Below are 21514 nucleotides of genomic sequence, written 5' to 3'. Positions count from 1 at the left end.
CCCTGATTGTAAATGGAAGTGTCCGCGATGGGTATCGTCGCTTCTCAACAAAAATGCGACGTTTTCCACTTCCGGGAAATCCAGAGACTTAGCCTTAACCCAAACGAACTGAAGGACCCAATGCCTTATAGCGAAAACGTGTCTCTGGCGATCGGCAATACCGCACTCGTAAAGCTTCAGAAGATTATCCCCTCGAACGGCGCTGAAATATTCGTCAAGCTTGAGCTTCAGAACCCCACTGGCAGCATGAAGGACCGCATGGCCCTGGGGCTGATCTCAAAGGCCGAAGAAGACGGCCGCCTGAAACCCGGCGACACCTTGATCGAATACACCGGCGGGACGACCGGAGCGTCCCTCGCCATGGTCTGCGCGGCGAAGGGATACAAAATTCACGTTGTCAGCTCACGCGCCTTCAGCCAGGAAAAGCTCGACCAGATGGTCGCGCTCGGCGCCAAGCTCACGCTGGTTCCCTACGATGGCGGCGGCATTACCAAGCAACTTATCCTCCAGATGATCGAAGAGGCCCGCAGGCTCAGCCGCGAGCCTCACACCTACTGGGCCGACCAACTCAACAATGCTGACAGCATCGCCGGATATCACGCCTTGGGCGAGGAGATATGGGAACAGGCCGGTGGAAGAGTCGATGCCTTTATCCAGTCCGTGGGCACGGCGGCGTCGCTACGCGGCGTCGCAACTGTCCTGAAACGTCACAACCCGAAGGTGAAGATCATTGCGGTCGAACCGGGAGAATCCAATGTGCTCTCGGGCGGGAAGCCCGGCGCACATGACATTGAAGGGATCGGTATCGGCTACAAACCGCCGCTCTGGGACGACAGCATCGTGGACGAAGTCCTCTCGGTCAATACCGAGGATGCGAAAGAGATGGCGCGCGAACTGGCACGCAAAGAAGGCATTTTCGCCGGAACATCCTCGGGCGGAAACGTTCAGGCGGCGCTTCGCGTCGCAGAGAAGTTGGGGCCCCAGGCGAGAATTGTCACGTTGATGATCGACTCGGGATTGAAGTACGTGAGTACCGATTTGTATCGGCGAGAGGAAAACGAATCAGCACCGGCGTAGGCCGATGCTGATTCGTCAAACTCCAGGAACGGCTACTTCTCTTCCGCTACGAATGCCTCGTAATCAGCGGCAGACATCAGAGAATTCGCTTCGGCGGTGTTGGCCAGCGTGATCTTGATCATCCATGCGCCATGGGGATCGCTGTTCACCTTTTCCGGCGCGGTCGCCAGGTCAGCGTTCACTTCGGTTACCGTGCCGGAAACCGGAGCATAAAGGTCGCTGACGGCCTTGACCGATTCGACGGTTCCGAAGCTCTGCCCCGATGTGATCGACGCACCCACTTTTGGCAACTCAACGAAAACGATGTCGCCCAGCGCCTGCTGCGCATGGTCCGTGATGCCGATTGTGCCGGTGTTGCCTTCCACCTTGATCCACTCGTGCTCTTTCGTGTATTTGAAGTCCGCCGGATAAGCCATCTATCTCCCTCTCAATGTCTTGTATTTTCATGGCACCGATTTACTTGTGCCATATGACTCGAAAATGAAATGCGCGTCAGCCCCTGACCACTAAGTCTTCTTCGGCCTTTTATAAAACGGTGTGGGCACCACCTTCGCCTTCACCGCCTGGCCGCGAATCTCAACCGCAACTTCCGTGTCCACCGCCGAATGAGACGGAGGCACGTACGCCAATGCAACGTTCTTCTTCAAGAATGGCGCGGGCGATCCGCTCGTCACGTACCCTATTTCCGCTCCGATCGGACTCAGCACCTTGTACCCGTCTCGCGCGATACCTCGGTCCACCATTTCAAGCCCGACCAGAACGCGCCCAACACCTTTTTCCTTAGCCCGTGCCAGCGCGTCCTTACCGGTGAATTCCGGCTTCTCCATCTTGCAGAAGCGGTCCAGTCCGGCCTCCCAAACGTTGATACTGTCTGAAATCTCGTGTCCGTAGAGTGGAAGTCTTCCTTCCAGACGTAACGTGTTGCGAGCACCCAGTCCGCAAGGCAGGACGCCGAGGTCCTTTCCGGCTTCCATCACCTTGTTCCATACCATTGAGCTGGTCTTTTCATCGCTGGGAACGTAAATCTCGAAACCGTCCTCCGCCGTGTAACCGGTCCGCGCGATCAGGATGTTCTTTAGTCCGCAGACTGTCCCGTGCGTAAACCAGTAGAATTTCACCTTGCTTAAGTCGGCATCCGTTAGCCGTTGCAGCAGGTCGACGCCCTTCGGCCCCTGAATCGCGATCTGCGTGAATTGGTCGCTCAGGTCCTCTACTTTGCAGTTGAAACCTCGAGCGTTATCGCGCACCCAACCGAAATCTTTCTCGCGGGTTCCTGCGTTGATGACGATCAGGTAATCATCGTCTGCCATCTTGTGAATGATCACGTCGTCAACGAAAGTGCCATTCGGATACAGCATCGCCGAATACTGCGCCTGTCCGATGTTCAGCTTCGACGCGTCGTTCATGCAGATATGCTGGATGGCCGCGAGCGCCTCGGGTCCGTGGACGTGAATGTCGCCCATGTGGCTGACGTCGAAGATGCCAACACCCGAGCGCACGGCAAGGTGCTCTGCAATCAGTCCGCCGGATTTGCGGTCGCCAGACGGCGGATATTCCACGGGCATGTCCCAGCCATTGAAGTCCACCATCTTGGCGCCCATCTGACGATGAACTGCGTTTAATGCGGTTTTTCGGGGAGCATTCACTTCGACGGCAGATGACACAGGGAGCCCTCAGACAGAAGATTTCACCGCTAGCTCAACAAACGGCCTAGGGTATCACTCGGACTTATAGGGAATCAAACTGGCGCTAAGAGGGGAAGTTGAAGTAGACGTCGTGCTTGGAAGGGATCGGCTGGCCGTCCATGACGGCCGGGCGAAACCGCCATCTTTGTACTGCCGCGATGACTTTCTCGTCAATGTGCGGAGAGATGCTTTGTAGCAACTTGGTGTCGATCACGCTGCCGTCGCTGTCGATTGTCACCTCGACAATGACCTTGCCCTGAAGTCCCGGCGGCAGATCGGCATTGCTCACATCGGGCTTGGGGAAGATAACCGGGATTGCCGGGCGTACGTCGTGTCCGTTCGCCATTGCTTCGTAGAGCGAACCGTAGGGCGTTCCGGCGGTGGCGTTCTTGTCGGCGACTTCGCCCCGCTGGTCGAACTTCGGCTTCTCTTTGGGCTTGATTTTGTCGGACTTGGCTTTTGACTTCGGCGGTGCCGACTTCAGTGCCATCTTGTCGCGTTCGAGTGGAACCGGTTCGTCCGCGCCTTCCGGCATATAGGTCAGAACGTAAGTGGTTCTCGTTCCGCTTCCCAATTGTGTGTAATTTGGGCTGACGAAGATTGCCTCGGGACGATGCAGGATGATTCCCAGGACGATCAGGTGCAGACCGGCCGAAACGATCATCCCGTTGGATGGCCGCTTTCTAGTCGACATGGGCTCGGTCAGCATGTTGGGACAGTTTAGCCCTGTTTCCTTTGACGTATAAGTCTCGGAAAGGTGACGTTCGGTCACTGCACAGATTTCTGGGACGAAATTCAACCCGGTCGGGTCGGAACCGTATGCGGTAGGATGTTAGCCCATGCGAGCACTATCCAGACATCTTGCAGTCATACTCCTGCTGTCGCTTGCCGCTGCGGCGCAAGCTCCACAACTAAAAGAAGCCGAATTTCAAAGCAAGTCCATGGGACGTGCGATGCACTACCGCGTTTATGTGCCTGCGTCGTACGCGCAGGGAGAGAAAAGGTATCCCGTGCTGTATCTGCTGCATGGACTGTACGGAAACCAGAAAGACTGGTCGGACCGGACCGAGATCAAAAGCTACCTCGATGGCGCGGACCTCATCGTCGTGATGCCTGATGCGAATGATTCCTGGTATGTGAATTGGGATACGGATCCCAAGCAGCGCTACGAGGACTACATCATTAAGGACCTCGTCGCCGAGATCGAAAGCAATTATCGAATCGACGTGAAGCGCGAATCCCGTTTCATCGCCGGACTTTCCATGGGCGGCTACGGCGCGCTTAAGTTCGGGCTGAAGTATCCACAGATGTTCTCATTTGCCGGAAGCTTCAGTGGAGCCCTGAATGCACCGACGCGCCTTGAGGATCAAGAGCAGAACTTCGCCAACCAACTCGACAAGGCCTTCGGAGCGAAGGACAGCAAAACTCGCGCTGACAACGACATCTTGCGCCTGATTAAGGTCGCCGACGTGAACGCAATTCCCTATTTGTATCTCGACTGCGGCAGCGACGATTTCTTGCTACAGGCAAACCGCGACTTTGTTGCCGTTTTGCCAGGCTTGCATGTGCGTTATCAGTATCAGGAGCGTCCCGGGAAGCACGAGTGGCCGTTCTGGGATCGCAGCATCCGCCAATTCCTGCCGTTGTTGCAAGCGCACTGAGTTGTCGGGCGGTAAAAGCATCATCTATTCTTTGCACTCAGTTTTCTTAGTTCGGAGAGATTCGTGAGTCGACTGTTTTCGTTGCAGCGCCTGGTGACAATCACGTTTGCACTTCTGTTCGCGGTCAATTGCTTCGCCCAGCAGATCCCCGAGAACACATATCAGGACCTGCGGTGGCGGGCGATCGGACCGTTTCGAGCGTCGCGCGTCCGCGCTGCGACCGGGGTTCCGACGCAGCCGAACGTCTTCTATATGGCGCCGGTGAATGGCGGCGTGTGGAAGACGGACGATTACGGTCGAACCTGGCAACCGATCTTCGATTCGCAGCCGACGCAATCGGTCGGCGATATTCAGGTTGCGGACTCGGATCCGAATACCGTCTATGTTGCTTCCGGTGAAGGATTGCACCGGCCCGATCTTTCTGTCGGTAACGGTATCTACAAGTCGACCGATGGCGGCAAGACGTGGAAGTACACCGAAGCCCTAAAAGATGGTCAGCAGATTCCACGCCTTGCGGTCGATCCGCGCAATGCTGAGCACCTATTTGCAGCGGTTCTTGGACATCCGTACGGACCGAATGAGGAACGTGGCATTTTCCGTTCGATGGATGGTGGATTCACGTGGAAGAAAGTCCTCTACATCGACGAGAACACTGGCGGTTACGACGTAGTAATGGATCCGAAAGACCCGCAGGTGATTTACGCGACGATGTGGGAATCGCGTCACGCGCCGTGGGAAGACAAAAACGACTACAGCGGAACCAAGGGCGGCGTTTTTAAGTCCACCGATTACGGCGCAACTTGGACGAAGCTCACGAAAGGCTTGCCGGAAAATCTAGTGCAGGCGAACGTCGCGCTTTCGCCGAGTAATCCGAACATTCTCTACGTGGTGTTTTCGACGACAGAAAAATCCGAGTACGCGACGAACAAAGGAATGGGTTTTTACCGTTCCGACGATGCCGGAGAAACCTGGCGCAAAGCGGCAGACGATCCGCGCTCGGCGATGAAGATCGGCGGCGGCGATCTGCCGTACATCGAAATCGATCCGAAGAATCCGGACGTGGTTTACAGCGCCGGAATCATTCTGGCGAAGACCGCCGATGGCGGTAAAACCTGGACGAGCCTGAAAGGCGCGCCGGGCGGCGATGATTACCAGAACGTCTGGATCAATCCGTTCAACACCGACATCATCATGACCGTCGCCGATCAGGGCGCGGTCATCAGCGTGAACGGCGGCAAGACGTGGAGCAGTTGGTACAACCAGCCAACTGCGCAGTTCTACCACGTTATTACCACGAACGAGTGGCCGTACAAAGTCTGCGGCGGACAGCAGGAAAGCGGTTCTGCCTGCACGCTGAGCCGCGGGAACGACGGCTACATTTCGTTCCGCGACTGGCATCCGGTTAACGTGATCGAATATGGTTACGTTGCACCCGATCCGCTGAATCCCGAGGTCATTTTCGGCGCCGGCCGAACCGAAGTTTCCAAGTACGACTGGAAGACCGGGCAGACACAGAACATCACGCCGCTGCCGATCAAAGGCGACTTCCGAGCAGAACGCACACAGCCGATCATGTTTTCGCCGATCGACAACAAGACGCTGTTCTACGCCGCGAACGTTCTGTTCAAATCCACCGATTACGGGCAAACGTGGCAGACGATTTCGCCTGACCTCGCGCATCCGAATCCTGGAATTCCGCCTAGCGTGCCGATGGCAGCGAAAGATGCGAAGGCTGCCAAGCAACGTGGAGCGATCTACGCTCTCGGACTTTCATACAAAAACATCAACACCATTTGGGCCGGAACCGACGACGGCAAAGTCTGGATCACGCGTGACGGCGGGAAAAAATGGACCGACATCACGCCACGCGAGCTGACTCCGTGGAGCAAGGTCACGCAGATCCAAGCTTCGCATTATGACGACAACACGGCTTACATTTCCGTCAGCCGTTTTCGCGTTGATGATTTGAAACCGTACATCTATCGCACGCACGATGGGGGCAAGACGTGGCAGCTCGTCGTGAGCGGGCTAGCCGATTCGCCGGTTAACACCGTGCGCGAAGATCACCTCCGCAAGGGGCTGCTGTTCGCCGGAACGGAAACCGCCGTCTGGGTTTCGTTCAACGATGGCGACAACTGGCAACCGCTGCAATTCAATTTGCCGCATACCTCGATGCGCGACCTTTGGATCCACGACAACGACCTGATCGTTGGAACTCATGGGCGCTCGTTCTGGATTCTTGACGACATCACGCCGCTTCGGCAGGTGAAGGCGACAATGCCCGACGTTCATCTGTACGATCCTGCAACTGCCATTCGCGCGCGCCGCAGCACGCATGCCGAGACACCAATTCCTCCGGATGAGGCTTTGGCGCAGAATCCGCCAGATGGCGCGGTGATCGACTACTATCTCGCGCAACCGGCTTCGGGCGTCGTCACGCTCGAAATTCTTGATTCTGCAGGAAAGCTGGTTCGCAAATTCGCGAGCAGCGATCCGCCGGAGCTGACCCCAGATCAACTCAAGACCCAGATGATCCCGGTGTATTGGGTTCGCATAGCACCGAATCCCGCGACCGAGGCCGGCATGCACCGGTTCGTGTGGGACCTGCATTACACCGCGCCGACATCGGTGATGCATGAGTATCCGATCACCGCGGTGCCGGGGGACACGCCGCGCAATCCGCTGGGGCCGACCGCTGTGCCGGGTAAATACACCGTCCGACTGACCGCGAACGGCAAGACCGTGACCGTGCCGCTGACGATCAAGATGGATCCGCGCGTAAAGACCACACAGGCCGGTTTGCAGCAGATGTTCGCGGCTGAACAAAAGCTGGCCGATTTGGTCGAGCGCAGCTCGGTCGCCGTGTTGCAGGCGAAGTCAGTGCAGGAACAAATCGGCAAACTCAAGCCGACCGGCGCAGTCGCCGATGCGCTGAAAGCTTTCAGCTCCAAGGTAACTGCGGCGCTCGATGGTCCGGAAAATCCTCCGGCGGGTGCTGCGAAGGTCACCAGCCTGTCCGACCTCAACGATCATGCGTACACGCTGTACGGCCTGGTCGGGCAGGTCGATGCGGCTCCGACGGCGGCACAGTTGGCGGCGCTGGCTAAAGTCGAAGGCGAGTTCCCTGCCGGACTCGCGGCCTGGGAGCAGGTGGTCAAGACCGACCTGCCGGGTATCAACGCTCAGTTAAAACAGGCTGGCCTGGCGGAAATTAATCCGCAGCAGAAACCGGAGCATGGGCACTCGCAGGGGAACTTCGAGTAACTTCTTGTTTCGCCGAAAAACCAAGTTGTAGTGGTTAGTATTTGGTGGCGGAGTCCGGTGGTGCTCCGCCTACCACAGGATATTGTGGTTGGCCGATTTCACCGACGGGGGTACCCCCCACCCCCTCCCTACTAAGAAAACAAACCACTTGCACGACGGACTATGAAAACAAAGCACTTATAAGTTGATGATTTTGCAGCTACTTACGGCATGGATTTGATTTCAAAGAACTTAGCTGTGAGCACAAGATGTTGTGTTCAGCTCACTGGCTTTTAGCTGTTAGCTACTAGCAGCTAGGGCGGACGTCCACCCCGCACGCGACTTCATTACCTACATTTTCAGGATAGCAATTTGGGTGGGGGCATCATGCCAACATTTTGGGAAATATATTTCGAATGGAATCAAGATTTTGCAGCGAACGAAGGCGTTAGACCCCCTTGACAACATTTTTTTTCAAAATGGGAATGGCTGCTGTGGGCATCGGAACGTGCTAAGTCTGGACCATCGGGCAACAACTCACTGCCATTTACTCAAGAGTTAAAGTAAGCTTCGCAACGGAGGCAAGTAGCGGGCCGTGGGTAGTTCACTCTCGGCGTTCGCACTCGATTGCTTCCACCGAACTGTCACTTCGGCTGACCCAAACCGCCTGAGCGGAGGCCAGCGCCTTCGGGCGCAGCGTGCCGTCGGCCCTGCAGGTTAAGACCTCCGCCGGCTGTGCGTGGTCTCTGCAACGGCGGGAAAAGAGAACCTATGGAACTGCTGGTTGTTGCGATTCTTATCGTCATTATTGCGGGCTTGTCGGTGAAGATTTTCTTTTCCGTGTTCCGGCGCGTGACTGTGTACGAATTTCAGCGCGGGTTGAAATACAAGAACGGGCGAATGGTCGGCGTGCTCGAGCCTGGTGCCTACTGGATCTCCAGGCTGAATTCCGACGTCACACTGGTGGACGTGCGCTCGCGATTCGTATCGATCGTGGGACAGGAGCTGCTTAGCTCGGACGGGATCACACTGAAGCTGAGCATCGCGGCGCAATACGAGATTATCGATCCGAAACTGGCGGTGCACTCTTCTGAAAATGTGCATACAGCCATTTATCTGCTGCTGCAGATGGTGCTGCGCGACATCGTAACCGGAGCGAAGGCAGATGACATCCTAGGCCAGAGGAACCAGATTTCCGCACGGCTGCTGGAGATGGGCGTGCCACATGCGGAAAAGATTGGCTTAAAGCTGCTGGCTGCCGATGTGAAAGACATTACTCTGCCCGGCGAAATGAAAAAGGTGTACGCACAGGTCGTGAAGGCGCAGAAGGAGGGACAGGCGGCGCTGGAGAAGGCACGCGGCGAGACGGCGGCGCTGAGAAACCTGGCGAATGCGGCAAAGATGATCGAGGAAAATCCGAGCTTGCTGCAACTGCGCATGCTTCAGCACCTGGGCGACAGTTCCGGCAATACCGTAGTGTTCGGCGCATCTACAGGAGAAGTGGTCCCGATTCAGAGGAACGGGCGCAAGAAAGTCGAAAAGCCTGACGAAGAGAGCGGCGAGTAACCACGTCTGGCGAGAGCAGTGTGCAAAAAACAGGCCCACCAATACATGGTGGGCCTTTCTCTTTTACTTCCCTACTGGACGGTGATGTTGGCAGTGTCCATGAAGGAGCCGTATTTGTCCCATCCCTTCACGGTGATGCGGTGGCTGCCCACACCGATCGTCAGTGACTTGTCGACCAGGGTTGTTCCAGATGGACCTTGCCAGACAACGGATCCATCGAGGTATATCTGCGCGGCTGTGATACCCGCGGAGGAGCGAAGCGCGGCGTACACCCTTACGGGAGAAGACACGGTTGCGCCATCGGCAGGCTGGCAGAGGTTGACGGAGCGATCCGTGCTGGTGGTACAGGTGGTTTGACCATTGCCGGTGACTGAAATGGTGACGGACGAACTGAATGCGCCGTACTTGTCCCAGCCTTTTACGGTGATGCGGTGCGTACCCGCGCTCATGGAAAGACTCTGGTCGACGGTGCTGGTTGCAGATCCGCTGTGATACACGAGCGTGCTGTCGACGTAGATCTGGGCGTCAACGATACCTGCGTCGGAACGGAGGCCGGCAAGCACGCGGACCGGACTTCCCACGGATGAACCGTTGGCCGGTTGACAGATGTTTACGGTGCGGTCGGCAGTCGCGGTGCAACCTCCACTGCTGCCGCCGGAAACGGTGAAACTCGCGCTGCTGCTGAAGGCGCCAGTTTTGTCCCAGCCCTTTACTTCGACGAAATGAGTGCCGGAGGTGAAGATTACGTCCTGGTCGATGGTGCTGACCCCGGGGCCAGTCCTCATCACCAGCTTGTAGTCGATGTAGAGCTGAAGATCACTTAAGCCCTGATCGGAACGCGCAGTCGCGAGAACCTTAACGGGGCTGGTGAGGGTGGCGCCATTCTGCGGCGAGCAGAGGTTCACAGTACGGTCGGCTCCGGCAGGACACGAGCCCCCGCTGGTACCGGTCACGTTGAGGGTGAATGAGGTACTGAACGGCCCCTGGGTGTCCCAGGCCTTGACGACAATGTTGTGGGAGCCGGCGGAGAGCTTCAGGCGCGCACTGAGGCGATCCTGGTCGGTGGCGAAGTACCCGACATTATCGACATAAACCTTCATGCCGGAGATCGGCTGGTTGGAGCGCGGCGTGGCCAGGAAGCGGACATCGTCGGTGGATGACGTTGTACCCGGTGAGCAGACGTGAATGGTGCGGTCGCCACCGGGAGCGCAAGCCTGCGCGTCGGCGGTGGTGTTCAGCCAGACGAAAACCTGGCCGCCGAGAGTGCCCGCGACATCGAGTTTGCCATCCTCATTGAAGTCGCCGACGACAATCGACGACGGGGCACCTCCCTGAGTTTGGAGAAATGCTCCAGGCGCCAGAGTTCCATCGGCGTTCTGAGTAGCAAAAGCGACGCCATATGTGTCGCCGTTATAACTACCTCCGTAAGCGTAGGCGTACAGGCCGTAAACGACGTCGTTTCGCCCGTCATTGTTGAAGTCTGCGATGACAGGAGAGTTATACGATGACGATTCCGCGTAGCCGATTGCCGTGGGAAGCGGGACGGATAGTGTGGAAGTAGGCGAGGGGGCCGGGTTCAGGTATAGGTTCAAGCCCTGGCAAGGAGTGTGGCAGCCGGAATATGGGACGGCGAGGTCATGCGCGCCGTTCTGATCGTAATCACCAGTTCCGAGTTCGCGCGGTACGGAAAGTCCCGTAATGTCTTTGCCGGTGAAGGTGCCGTTGCCGTTGTTATAGAGGCCGTAGATGTCGCCGAGCTCGACGTCGCAGCCGGCGCCGCCAGCGATGAAGGCGATGTCGGGCCAACCATCGCCGTTGAGGTCGGTGGCGCTGATCTGGGTAAGCTGGTATCCGGTGCAATAGCTTTCAGGAAACGGCTTCGGGATGCCGACATTGTTCATGGTCAGGCCTAGAGCGAAGTTGCCGGTTCCGTCGCCATAGTAAACAGAAACGGTATTCGGAGGAGGAGTCTGCTGGGGATCGCCAGTGATGGAACCGGCAGCAATATCGATCTTGCCGTCACGGTTGAAATCGGCGACGGCGATAGAAATGGACTTGGTTCCGGCGTCGATGAGGCGAGCGGGCTGGAAGGTGCCATCTCCATTTCCGAGAAGGACGGCGATCTGGGGAGCGGAGCTAGTGCCGCTAACACCGATGATATCGACTTTGCCATCGCCGTTGGCGTCGACGGCGAAGAGCTGTGTAAGAGTAACTCCCGGGTCGAAGTCACGCCGCGAGAAGACACCGGTTCCGTCGCCGAACAGGATGGTGCCCTGAGAGCCGGATACGGTTAAGAGGTCTTGATGACCGTCGTTGTTGAAGTCGGCGCGTACGAGCTTATTGCCAGCATTGGCAGCGTACGGGACTGCTGGAGCGAAGGTTTGGGCAGAGGCTGCCGCCATGAAACAGAAGGCGATTAAAAGAGCAGTGAGCGACAGGAAACGGAGTGGTGTGGAAGGCAAAGACATTGATAGGGTCCCCAAAAGGCGAAGGTGGAGGAACTAGCAATATCTGAGTTAACTAAGTTGTAACTGGTTGCCTATTCTGGACAGAGCGGGATGGAACGCACAAGTTACGGGTGGGGTGTGAGTGAGGACAATGCAAAGAAGATTTCTGTTTCGGAGCGTAACCCTTTTTGGCCCGCCCAAGGCCCGGTATTAGTGAAGTAGATGATTGCAACTAATCCTTCCTCAAATCCTGCCTGTGCCCAGCGACAAAGTAGCTGGTAGACTTTCTGAATCTTGAATACCGCCGTAGCAACCCAACCAAAAAGTCTGTTTACGCTTGATGCCTCCTGGCGCAGGAAGTTGATGTGGATTGTGCTGATCGGCTTTCTGCTGCGGGTGGGCTTCATGCTGGCCGCGCATACGTATCGCCCGAAGGCGACAGATGGGACGTTCGGGATTGGCTGGGAGATGGGGCGGATTGCGCAGTCGCTGGCGGAGGGCAAGGGGTATTCGAGTCCGTTCCAAGATCCGACGGGGACGACGGCGTGGGAACCTCCAGCATATCCGTTTCTGATTGCCGGCGTGTTTAAGGTCTTTGGGGTTTATACACCGCTGTCGGCGATCATCCTGCTGACAATTAACAGCGCGTTCTCGGCGCTGACGGTGCTGCCGGTATTCTTCCTGGCGCTACGAAGCTTCAATCTGAAGATTGCGAAATGGTCGGCGTGGACATGGGGTGTATTTCCCTACGCCGGCTATTGGGCCGTGAAGTGGGTATGGGAGACGGCGATCACGACGTTTCTCGTGACAGTGCTGGCGCTCATCACAATGCGATTGGCGGAGGGACGCCGGAAACGCGAGTGGGCGTTGTGGGGAGCGCTGTGGGGTGTATTGGCGCTGACGAATTCTTCGGTGCTGTCGCTGGTGCCGTGTTTCGGACTGTGGGTGGTTTATCAGTTGCATCGGCAAAAGAAGGCGTGGTTCGTGCCAGCGGTGATTTCGGGAGTGCTGTTCTTCGCGATGATTACGCCGTGGCTGGTGAGGAACCATCGCGTGTTCGGCGAACCGGTCTTCCTGCGGACTAACCTGGGAGCGGAACTTCGATTTGGAAACGGGCCGGGTGCGATGGGCTTGTGGATGTGGTACGTGCATCCGACGCAGAACAAGATCGAATTCCAGCGCTATAAAGAGATGGGCGAACTCGCTTATGTGAAAGAACGCAAACGCGAGGCAATGGCATGGATTAAGGCGAATCCCGGAGCGTTTGCGCATGCGACGGCGGCGCGGATGACTTACTTCTGGACGAACGCGCCGTGGACCGGATGGTTCATGGATGCGCGAAATGTGTTTTTCTTCACGACATCAATCCTGGGCTTCATGGGCCTGATTCTGATGTGGAAACAACGGCGGCGAGCCTGGTTCGTGTATGGCGCTGCGATGCTGATTTATCCGGTTGTGTACTACTTTGTGTTCCCGCATCCGCGTTACCGGGCACCGATCGAGCCGCTGATGGCGATACTCATCGTTTTCCTGATCAGTCAGAGTAGTAATTTGCAGCGAAAGCATCCGGAATTGCGCGATTCAGAGGTGTAGAATCGGGGACAAGGTCCATGTCGATTCGCGCTGCCAGCAAAGAACTTAAGAAACTACTGGGCAAAGAGTCTGTACTCGATCGTCCGGAAGACCTGATGGTCTATGAGTACGACGCTTCCCTGGCAAAAGGCACGCCTGACCTGGTGGTGCTTCCCCAATCAACCGAGCATGTGGTCGCCATCGTCAAGACGGCGAACAAGTACAAGATTCCGATTGTTCCACGCGGAGCGGGAACAGGCCTGAGCGGCGGATCGGTGCCGCGGCAGGGCGGAATCGTGGTGACGTTCTCGCGGATGGGGCGCATCCTCGAAGTGGACGTGCCGAACCGGCGTGCGGTGGTACAGCCCGGCGTGGTGAACACGGAGCTTTCGGCGCGGGTCGCAAAGAATGGTTTGTACTTCGCACCGGATCCTTCGAGCCAGAGGGCGTCGACGATCGGCGGAAATGTGGCGGAGAACTCGGGTGGTCCGCACACCCTCGCTCAGGGCGTAACCGTCAATCACATAACCGGGCTGGAAGTGGTGTTGCCTTCCGGCGAAGTGGTGGAGTTCGGCGGCAAGGCCGCAGATTCGGTGGGATTCGACCTGACAGGATTTTTCACGGGGTCAGAAGGACTCATCGGAATCGTTACAAAAATTACGGTACGGTTGACGCGCGTGGCGGAGTCGGTGGCGACGCTGCTGGCGATCTACAACACGGTTGACGACGCTGCGAACACGGTGACGGCCATTACGTCAGCGGGAATCACTCCGGCGGCCCTGGAGATGCTGGATGGCGTGACGTTGCGCGCGGTGGAAGATGCGACTCATGCAGGATTCCCTAGAGATTCGGGTGCGGTGTTGCTGATCGAGTTGGAGGGATTGCGAGAGGCCGTCGAAGAACAGGCCGAGTCGGTGAAGGCAGTTTGTGAGCGACATCAAGCCCGGGATGTTCGTCGGGCAAAAGATGATGCGGAGCGCGCGCTGTTGTGGAAGGGACGCAAGACGGCGTTCGCGTCGCTGGGGCGGATTACGCCGGCATACTACTCGCAGGACGTGGTGGTGCCGAGGACAAAGATTCCGGAGATCCTGCGATTCATCGAAGGGATCAGCAAGAAGTACAACCAGCGGATCGGCAACATCTTTCATGCGGGAGATGGAAACCTGCATCCGGCGATCATGTTCGACCTGCGAGACCCGGCACAGGTAGAACGGACGCACCAGGCAGGATTCGACATCTGTGCGCAGTGCATCAAGATGGGCGGAACGATCACGGGTGAACATGGCGTCGGGATGGAGAAGCAGGCGCTGATGTCGCTGCTGTTCACGGAAGACGATCTTGATGTGATGAAGCGGCTACATGACGCCTTCAACCCGGAAGGAACGATGAATCCGCAGAAGGTGTTTCCGATGACACGTGGCTGCCGCGAGGGAGTGGTATCGACCGTACGTCCTCCGGAAGTGGTGGCGGAGGTGGCCGGATGAGCACGATGGCCACATCAGTGCGAATGAACGAATTGTCGTCGATTGTCGGCGAACAATACGTGGTGGAAGCGCCGCAGAAGCTGAAGGACCTGACGATCGACGGAGTAACGCCAGCAATTGCTGTGACGCCGGGATCGGTGGAAGAAGTCGCGGCGGTGTTGCGGTATGCGTACGAGCACGACTTGAACGTGGTGCCGGCCGGCGGATTCGTTCACCAGGAGATTGGAAACATCCCGACGGCCGTTGACCTACTGCTGCGAACGGAGAGGCTGACAGGGATTGAGCATTACGATCCGGGCGACCTGACGATCGGCGTGGGCGCCGGGGTTACGATCAGCGAGTTGCAGAGCCTGGTCCGCGATCAAGGACAAGTGTTCCCCATCGACATTGCAAACGCGGATCGAGTGACGATTGGCGGCGCCATGGCGGTTGCGGCGAGCGGACCACATCGGCACTTCTTCGGAGGACTGCGCGACTTCTGCCTTGGGGTGAGGTTCGTTACGGCGGAAGGCAAGGCGGCGAAGGGCGGCGGGCGCGTGGTGAAGAATGTCGCCGGCTTTGACCTGATGAAGTTGATGATCGGCAGCTACGGGACACTGGCGGTGATCACGTCGGCGAGTTTCAAGCTCTTCCCTCACCCGGTTGCGACCAGAACGTTCGTATGCGAGTTCGCATCGCTGAATGAAGCCATCGAGTTTCGGGATTTTGTGATGGCGTCTCCTTTGTCACCCATATGCCTGGAATTGCTGTCGCCTAAAGCATCTGTTGGTGGCACATGGACGATTGCGGTACGCGCAGGGGGAAGCGATCGCGTACTCGCGAGGTATGGGTCGGAGCTCGGGTCGGCGGTAACGGCGGCATTTGACGGGTCGCCGGAGCACACGTTCTGGGACCGCGTGGAAAAGCTGGGGAACGAGTCGCCGGTCAAGGTTGCAGTTTCGGTTCCGCCGAACAGCGGTGGAGAGGTAATCGGAACCATGGAGCGCCTGGCAGGTGAGAACCATCTCGAGTTACAGGCCTGGGGACGCATCGGAGTGGGTTTTCTGCTGATGGCATTGAATGGCGGCATGGCCGAGAACTACGTCGGGTGCATTCGCGAACTCCGCAAGAGCTTGCCACGAGATGCGTCGACGGTGGTGATGCGCTGCCCGGTATCGCTGAAACCTGAGATTAGCGTGTGGGGCACGAGTCCCAATAACATGGATGCGATGATGGCGGCCAAGCGCGCGCTTAGTCCGAAGGACAATCTGAATCGCGGGAGGTTCCTACTCTGAGTACCGCGCCTACGACGACCGAGACAGAAATTCCCAAGCACTCGAATTTCACGACAAACGATCGCCCCACATGGGAGCTGTACTCGAAGTGTATCCACTGCGGATTGTGTTTGCAGCAGTGCCCGACCTATCGCGTGCTCGGATTAGAGGCTGATTCTCCGCGCGGACGCATTTACCAGATCCTGCAAGTGGATGAAGGCCGGCTGCCGATACAGGATTCTTTCGTCGAGCACATTGACCGGTGTCTCGGATGCCTGGGGTGCCAGACGGCGTGTCCGTCGGGCGTTTCGTATGGCCACATCGTTGAACGCGCTCGAACGGAAATTGAAGCAAATTACAAGCGTCCGTGGCTTGAACGGAAGATTCGGAATTATTTCTACGGGACGGTGCTGCAGCGGAACGATGTCCTTATCCGCGGCGCGAAGCTGTTGCGGTTCTACCAGCGTTCAGGATTGCAGAAGCTGGTGCGAACGAGCGGAGTGCTGTCTCTGTTGGGACTGAAGAAGCTGGAGTCGCTCGCGCCGCGAGTGGATGACGACTTCTCGTTCAATGAATTCGGGATGGTGTTTCCGGCGGAAGGTGAAAATCGCGGACATGTAGCGTTGCTGGCCGGATGCATCGCCAGCGTTTCGTTCGCCGAGTTGAACCGGGCGACGGTACGCGTTCTGTGCAAGAACGGCGTTTCGGTGGTGCTGCCGGAAAAACAGAGTTGCTGTGGAGCGTTGCATGCGCACGCAGGAAGACTCGATGATGCGCGGGCACTGGCGCGGAAAAATATCGATGCATGCCTGGATGACAGCATCGATGCAATCGTGACGAACGCGGCGGGATGCGGCGGCACACTGAAGGAATACGACGAACTGTTGAAGGACGATCCGGAATATGCGGAGAAGGCGAAGCAGTTCGTGGCGAAGATGCGCGACATCAATGAATACCTGGCTGAGATTGGACCGCGTAAGCCATTGAGGCCTCTCGGCAAGCGAGTGACGTACCAGGACCCCTGCCACCTCGCACACGCGCAGAAGATCCGCACGGCACCGAGGCAATTGCTGAAGGCAATCGGAGCAGAAGTGGTGGAAATGCCGAACTCCGATATCTGCTGCGGAAGCGCCGGCGTGTACAACGTGGTGCAGAATTCGCTTTCGATGAAACTGTTGGCTGCGAAGATGGACGATGTACAGAGCGTGGATGCGGACGTAATTGCTACGGCAAACGTGGGCTGTATGCTACAGCTACGCGCGGGTGTGGAGCAGCGCGGGATGAAGAGCCGTGTGGCACATGTGGTCGAACTGATGAACGAAGTCTACTGATGTTTCCTCTTTCACTCTTCCCTCAGACAAACCTGGAGGTCTCATGGGTGCGTACCTTAAGTTCCTGATGCCGGCGTTAGTTGAGTTGGGCAAGCACAGTATTGCGACCTGGCGGCAGAACTCCGGCGCAGCAACACTGGAGGCACGTGTTGTGGAACTCGAAAAAAGCGCGCTGGCGGTTGACCAGCAGTTCACGGAGATGCGCTACACCATCGACGAGAACTTCAAACAGACGAAGGACAAGTTTGCCGCGGTAGCACAGACGATGCAGTTCTTGAGCGACAGGAATAACCGTTACTACAGGTGGGTTGCCGCCATGGCATTGTGGAACCTGATCGTCACAGTTGCACTGATCATCTTGTTAGTAAGGAAGTGATTTCCGTTTGACTAACAAAGCCCGCCGAGGAAATGGCGGGCTTTTTGCTTTCGGCCGGAGTTATGCCTGTACGTGAGCTTCGAGGAACCAGAGGTCCTTGTCAACCTGACGCGAGATCTCGGTGAATATGTCGGCGGTATCCTTGTCGCCGAGGCCGTCGGTCTGGTCGATGGCTTCGCGGACGAGCGCTGCAAACCTGGCAATATTCTTTACCAGTGCGCGCACGTGCTCGGTTCCGGTGATGGCTTCGAAATCGTATTCGGAAATGGAAGAGGCAGCCGCGGCCTGACGGAGAGTGCCATTTGCTACTCCGCCCAACTGGACAGCGCGCTCAGCGAGCAGGTCGGCATAATCATCAAAGTGCGGGGCGACCTGGTCGAACAACTCATGAAGCTGAAAAAACTGCGGGCCCTTGACGTTCCAATGAGCAAACTTCGTCTGGGTTTTAAGGTCGGTGGAATCGGCGAGGCGTGCGTTCAGGATCTCAATAATCCTGGATCGTTGGGGGATTTCGATACTGCTTTTAAACGTTTTGTCGTTCTGTAGTGCTGTCGGCATGATCCTCTATACCTCTACGGATTTGATTGATGCACGTGCCGCGCCGATGCATGAAATTGGCACAACTCACAGGCAGGTTCACCTCGATAAAACCTCGGCCAACGTATTGGCAAGCTGGTCTGGGCCACTCATGGGAGGCAGGCAGGTGAAGTTGGAGCACACGACGGCAACAGACTTCCCTTCCTGCACTGCGGGGATGTTCGGCACAGTTTCGGCAAGCGCGGGTGGAAGCTGTTGGACCTCAACGACGCGGATTAGCGACTTGTTCAGTGCGAACGGAGCAACTGCGGCCGCGTAGAGATGCTGGGCGGCCTGGTCGTTGCCGATGACGACAACCTGGGTATGAGGACGCATGAGCCAGACGGACGCAATGCCGTAGGTTCCGGCAAAGATGCCCACCTGTTCTGCCAGTCCGGCAAAAAGACCGAGGGTCTTTTCGGCCCTGACACGGTAAGAGACATCATTGGTGAATCCGTGAAGTTTCAGTAGAAGGATGGCGGCTGAGCTATTGCCGGAGGGAGTTGGCGAATCCTGGAAGGGCTTGCGTTGGGCGGTGAGAGCACCCAGTTGCTTTGCATCGGCGGATGATTTTGGAGCGTCGAAGAAGCCGCCAGCCTGCTCATCGTAAAAATTCCGGATGAGGTGATCGGCAATAGCGCGAGCGGACTCGAAGTAACGGATGTTGCCCGTTGCTTCGTAGGCGTCGAGGCAGGCGAGTCCTACGAATGTGTAGTCGTCGAGAAAGCCGCTGGATTTGCGATCGGCGGCCTTCGGATCGGAGTAGGCGATCACGTGCCTGAGTCCGGTCTGCGGGTTCCAGCCTTCCGCGAGGATGCGGTCAAGCGACTTGAGAGCGAATTGGCGGGCAGCATCAAGGCTGAGAACGGTGGCGGCTTGCAAGTAAGCGGAGATGCAGAGGCCATTCCAGTTGACGTACACGGTTTTGTCGACGTAAGGGGTTGGGCGCTTCAGGCGCGCAGCGTACATCTTCTGCTTCGCCGAATCGAGCAGATTGGAGGCACGGTCGATTTGCATGCCATTGCGGACGGCAATTTCTTCAAGCGACGACTTCACAAAGAGCACGTTTTTCAGATGATTGTGGTGCATGTCGCCGACTTCGCCGATGTCGTAGTAATCGGCGGCGACCTTCAGTTCGTCGCCGGTGAGGACGGCGCGAGCTTCGTCGAGTGTCCATGTGAAATAGTCGCCGTCGTCGTCCATGGAGTAGTCGGCATCTTGCGAGGCATAGAAGCCGCCACGCTCCCGGTCGCTGAGCCATTCATCCATCCAGCGAATGATGTCTTTGGCGACAGCAGCGAAGAACGGATTGCCGGTTGCCTGGTAGCCGTGAACGAAGTTTTTCAGCAGTTCGGAGTTGTCGTAAGACATCTTCTCGAAGTGCGGAACGACCCAGCGTTCGTCGACGGAGTACCGGTGGAAGCCTCCGGCGAGCTGATCGTAGATTCCGCCACGAGCCATTTTCTCGAGCGTCTTGACGCAAATCTCTTTTACATCCGGATCGCCAGTCCGCGCGTATCGATGCAACAGCAGATCGATTGCGGAGGAGTGTGGGAATTTGGGAGCGCTACCGAAGCCTCCGTGGCGCGAATCGAACATGCCCTGGGCGGAACCAACGATGTGGTCCACGATCTGAGGCGAGACAGGTTCCTGCTCGCGTCCGGCGAACGTTTCCGAGCGAGCAATCATGTTCATGACGGTCTGGGCCTGCTCGTCGACATCGGCACGCTTTTCTTTGAAAGCCTGGGCGAGGGTGAGCAGCACGCGCTTAAAGCTGGGCCGTCCGTAGCCATCAACTGGCGGAAAGTAGGTTCCACCGAAGAAGGGCTTGCCGTCGGGCGTGAGGAATGCGGTTAGAGGCCATCCGCCCTGGCCGGTCATCGCCGAGATGGCGGACTGGTACCGGCTGTCGATGTCGGGGCGTTCGTCGCGATCTACTTTAATCGCGACGTAGTTTTCATTGACGATCTGGGCGACTCCGGGATCGTCGTAAGACTCGCGGTCCATGACATGGCACCAGTGACACCAGACTGCACCGATGTCGAGGAGAATCGGCTTGTTCTCTCGCGTTGCGGTTTCGAAAGCTTCCGCGCCCCATTCGAACCAGCGAATCGGCTGGTGCATGGCAGAGCGGAGATAAGAAGACGAGGCATGAGCGAGCGAGTTGGTAGCGTGGGTCTGTGTGGTCATGAATGATTGTTTCCGAATGAACTTAGGCCTGAGCGGCGAGTTCGCGCCCAATCTGGTAATAGATGTCAACGGCGCGCATTAGCTGCTCTTTCTCAATGTATTCGTTTTCAGTGTGGGCGACGTGAATGGAACCGGGACCGATCAGCACGGGTTCTCCCCAATTGCTGAGTTTCGGGATATCAGTGGTAAAAGCGGCCACCATGCTGGGCAAACTGGGGAAGGTGCGGAGTTTCACAAAGGGTATTTCCAACGGGAACTCGACGCGAACGAGGTCGCGGACACCATCAACGATGTTGCGACGGATATCTTCCGAGGGTCCGACGAGGCGGATGAGGGCCTGGGCGCGGGCGTGATCGGAGATGACGTTGGGAGCACGTCCGCCTTCGATGACTCCGATATTCAAGGTTGAGGGGCCAATCTCAGGGTTGTTGGGCAGGTGCATCTTGCGGAGACGATGCATCGCTTCGACGAGTTTGTCGATGGCGGATTCACCGAGTTCCGGGTAAGCAGAGTGGGCCATCCTGCCTTCGGCGATGAGTTCGACGCGCAGAGAGCCCTTGGATGCCGTGGCGACCTTGTTTTCAGTGGGCTCGCCGTTGATGAGGAACTTGCTGCCGATCGGGTGTTCGTTGGCGACTTTTGCGCCAAGACTATCTTTCTCTTCTCCGACGACGAACAGCAGGCCCGCTGCAAAACCATCATCACGCAATCGAATGGCGGCTGCGGTCTGGGCGGCGATGATCCCTTTAGCGTCGCAGGCACCACGTCCATAGACGCGACGTTCATCTTCCCAAGAAGGAATAAAGGGAGGAACGGTGTCCATGTGGGTGGAAAAAACGACTGGCGGCACGGGCGAATGCGGGGGCAATGCAAGCACATTGAAACGATGACGCTCGACCGGGCCTTTCTGCACCTGGTAGCCGAGGCGGGAGAGGCGTTCTGCGATGAAGTCGCCCACTTGCGCTTCGTTTCCCGTGATGGATTCGATGTCGATCAGTTCGCGCGTGAAGCGGATAGGATCCATGTCAACAGGATATCAATTCAGGAACTTTA

General features: G+C 57.3%; 16 protein-coding genes. 9 read left to right on the top strand and 7 right to left on the bottom strand.

The window, feature by feature from the left end; translation table 11 throughout:
• The first annotated feature begins 120 nt into the window (after nucleotides 1-120).
• Entirely contained in the window at nucleotides 121-1077 is a 957-nt protein-coding gene (locus VN577_04110) for a cysteine synthase family protein (protein ID HWR13987.1), read from the top strand.
• Nucleotides 1078-1109: 32 nt separating this feature from the next.
• Here the strand turns inward: VN577_04110 and gcvH are convergent, their stop codons facing one another.
• The 3 genes from gcvH to VN577_04095 form a co-directional block, all read right to left on the bottom strand.
• Complete coding sequence (gcvH, locus tag VN577_04105; protein HWR13986.1) at nucleotides 1110-1493, bottom strand: glycine cleavage system protein GcvH; 384 nt, start codon at nucleotides 1491-1493, stop codon at nucleotides 1110-1112.
• Between the two features lie 90 nt (nucleotides 1494-1583).
• Nucleotides 1584-2741 carry a glycine cleavage system aminomethyltransferase GcvT gene (gcvT, locus tag VN577_04100; GenBank protein ID HWR13985.1) on the bottom strand — a complete coding sequence of 386 codons (1158 nt, stop codon included), beginning with the start codon at nucleotides 2739-2741 and terminating at the stop codon, nucleotides 1584-1586.
• Nucleotides 2742-2826: 85 nt separating this feature from the next.
• Nucleotides 2827-3456: a TonB family protein gene (locus tag VN577_04095; GenBank protein HWR13984.1), complete on the bottom strand. Its 630-nt coding sequence runs from the start codon at nucleotides 3454-3456 to the stop codon at nucleotides 2827-2829.
• Between the two features lie 145 nt (nucleotides 3457-3601).
• On the opposite strand from VN577_04095, the gene VN577_04090 reads away from it, so the two are divergent.
• The 3 genes from VN577_04090 (at nucleotide 3602) to VN577_04080 (ending at nucleotide 9232) form a co-directional block, all read left to right on the top strand.
• A complete protein-coding gene (locus VN577_04090) occupies nucleotides 3602-4423 on the top strand; it encodes an alpha/beta hydrolase family protein (GenBank protein ID HWR13983.1) in 822 nt (273 codons plus the stop codon).
• 63 nt (nucleotides 4424-4486) lie between these two features.
• On the top strand, nucleotides 4487-7687 hold the full coding sequence (locus VN577_04085; GenBank protein ID HWR13982.1) for a hypothetical protein: 3201 nt from the start codon (nucleotides 4487-4489) through the stop codon (nucleotides 7685-7687).
• Nucleotides 7688-8437: 750 nt separating this feature from the next.
• Nucleotides 8438-9232 (top strand): slipin family protein, encoded by a 795-nt coding sequence (locus VN577_04080; protein ID HWR13981.1) that lies wholly within the window; start codon nucleotides 8438-8440, stop codon nucleotides 9230-9232.
• A 71-nt stretch (nucleotides 9233-9303) separates the two neighbouring features.
• Here VN577_04080 and VN577_04075 read toward each other — a convergent pair whose 3' ends face one another.
• Nucleotides 9304-11700, bottom strand: a complete 2397-nt coding sequence (locus VN577_04075; GenBank protein HWR13980.1) for a VCBS repeat-containing protein — start codon at nucleotides 11698-11700, stop codon at nucleotides 9304-9306.
• A gap of 342 nt (nucleotides 11701-12042) precedes the next feature.
• Between VN577_04075 and VN577_04070 the strand changes: the two genes are divergently transcribed.
• Genes VN577_04070 through VN577_04050 form a run of 5 tightly spaced genes read left to right on the top strand, consistent with a single transcriptional unit; the run spans nucleotide 12043 to nucleotide 17695 of the window.
• Complete coding sequence (locus VN577_04070) at nucleotides 12043-13272, top strand: glycosyltransferase family 39 protein (protein HWR13979.1); 1230 nt, start codon at nucleotides 12043-12045, stop codon at nucleotides 13270-13272.
• A 17-nt stretch (nucleotides 13273-13289) separates the two neighbouring features.
• Complete coding sequence (locus tag VN577_04065; protein ID HWR13978.1) at nucleotides 13290-14735, top strand: FAD-linked oxidase C-terminal domain-containing protein; 1446 nt, start codon at nucleotides 13290-13292, stop codon at nucleotides 14733-14735.
• Complete coding sequence (locus VN577_04060; protein HWR13977.1) at nucleotides 14732-16009, top strand: FAD-binding oxidoreductase; 1278 nt, start codon at nucleotides 14732-14734, stop codon at nucleotides 16007-16009. The genes VN577_04065 and VN577_04060 overlap by 4 nt, the downstream gene beginning before the upstream one ends.
• Nucleotides 16006-17319, top strand: coding sequence for a heterodisulfide reductase-related iron-sulfur binding cluster (locus VN577_04055; GenBank protein HWR13976.1), 1314 nt, complete (start codon nucleotides 16006-16008; stop codon nucleotides 17317-17319). Before VN577_04060 ends, VN577_04055 begins: the two co-directional genes overlap by 4 nt.
• Nucleotides 17320-17362: 43 nt before the next feature.
• Nucleotides 17363-17695 (top strand): hypothetical protein, encoded by a 333-nt coding sequence (locus VN577_04050; protein ID HWR13975.1) that lies wholly within the window; start codon nucleotides 17363-17365, stop codon nucleotides 17693-17695.
• 60 nt (nucleotides 17696-17755) lie between these two features.
• Here VN577_04050 and dps read toward each other — a convergent pair whose 3' ends face one another.
• The 3 genes from dps to VN577_04035 form a co-directional block, all read right to left on the bottom strand.
• Nucleotides 17756-18253 carry a DNA starvation/stationary phase protection protein Dps gene (gene dps / locus VN577_04045; protein HWR13974.1) on the bottom strand — a complete coding sequence of 166 codons (498 nt, stop codon included), beginning with the start codon at nucleotides 18251-18253 and terminating at the stop codon, nucleotides 17756-17758.
• A gap of 78 nt (nucleotides 18254-18331) precedes the next feature.
• Nucleotides 18332-20461, bottom strand: coding sequence for a thioredoxin domain-containing protein (locus tag VN577_04040; GenBank protein HWR13973.1), 2130 nt, complete (start codon nucleotides 20459-20461; stop codon nucleotides 18332-18334).
• Nucleotides 20462-20483: 22 nt separating this feature from the next.
• Nucleotides 20484-21485, bottom strand: coding sequence for a M20/M25/M40 family metallo-hydrolase (locus VN577_04035; GenBank protein ID HWR13972.1), 1002 nt, complete (start codon nucleotides 21483-21485; stop codon nucleotides 20484-20486).
• Between the last annotated feature and the right edge of the window lie 29 nt (nucleotides 21486-21514).

Source organism: Terriglobales bacterium (genome assembly GCA_035561515.1).
In the GTDB taxonomy this organism is placed as follows: domain Bacteria; phylum Acidobacteriota; class Terriglobia; order Terriglobales; family Acidobacteriaceae; genus DATMXP01.
Note: the sequence above shows the minus strand (reverse complement) of the source record. Positions and strands in the feature narration are given on the sequence as shown.

What these genes read in the sequence shown, in the direction of transcription:
- VN577_04110 (HWR13987.1), top strand. Translation starts at nt 121, where the DNA reads ATGCCTTATAGCGAAAACGTGTCTCTGGCGATCGGCAATACCGCACTC.
- gcvH (HWR13986.1), bottom strand. Translation starts at nt 1,493, where the DNA reads ATGGCTTATCCGGCGGACTTCAAATACACGAAAGAGCACGAGTGGATC.
- VN577_04095 (HWR13984.1), bottom strand. Translation starts at nt 3,456, where the DNA reads ATGTCGACTAGAAAGCGGCCATCCAACGGGATGATCGTTTCGGCCGGT.
- VN577_04090 (HWR13983.1), top strand. Translation starts at nt 3,602, where the DNA reads ATGCGAGCACTATCCAGACATCTTGCAGTCATACTCCTGCTGTCGCTT.
- VN577_04080 (HWR13981.1), top strand. Translation starts at nt 8,438, where the DNA reads ATGGAACTGCTGGTTGTTGCGATTCTTATCGTCATTATTGCGGGCTTG.
- VN577_04075 (HWR13980.1), bottom strand. Translation starts at nt 11,700, where the DNA reads ATGTCTTTGCCTTCCACACCACTCCGTTTCCTGTCGCTCACTGCTCTT.
- VN577_04070 (HWR13979.1), top strand. Translation starts at nt 12,043, where the DNA reads ATGTGGATTGTGCTGATCGGCTTTCTGCTGCGGGTGGGCTTCATGCTG.
- VN577_04065 (HWR13978.1), top strand. Translation starts at nt 13,290, where the DNA reads ATGTCGATTCGCGCTGCCAGCAAAGAACTTAAGAAACTACTGGGCAAA.
- VN577_04060 (HWR13977.1), top strand. Translation starts at nt 14,732, where the DNA reads ATGAGCACGATGGCCACATCAGTGCGAATGAACGAATTGTCGTCGATT.
- VN577_04050 (HWR13975.1), top strand. Translation starts at nt 17,363, where the DNA reads ATGGGTGCGTACCTTAAGTTCCTGATGCCGGCGTTAGTTGAGTTGGGC.
- dps (HWR13974.1), bottom strand. Translation starts at nt 18,253, where the DNA reads ATGCCGACAGCACTACAGAACGACAAAACGTTTAAAAGCAGTATCGAA.
- VN577_04040 (HWR13973.1), bottom strand. Translation starts at nt 20,461, where the DNA reads ATGACCACACAGACCCACGCTACCAACTCGCTCGCTCATGCCTCGTCT.
- VN577_04035 (HWR13972.1), bottom strand. Translation starts at nt 21,485, where the DNA reads ATGGATCCTATCCGCTTCACGCGCGAACTGATCGACATCGAATCCATC.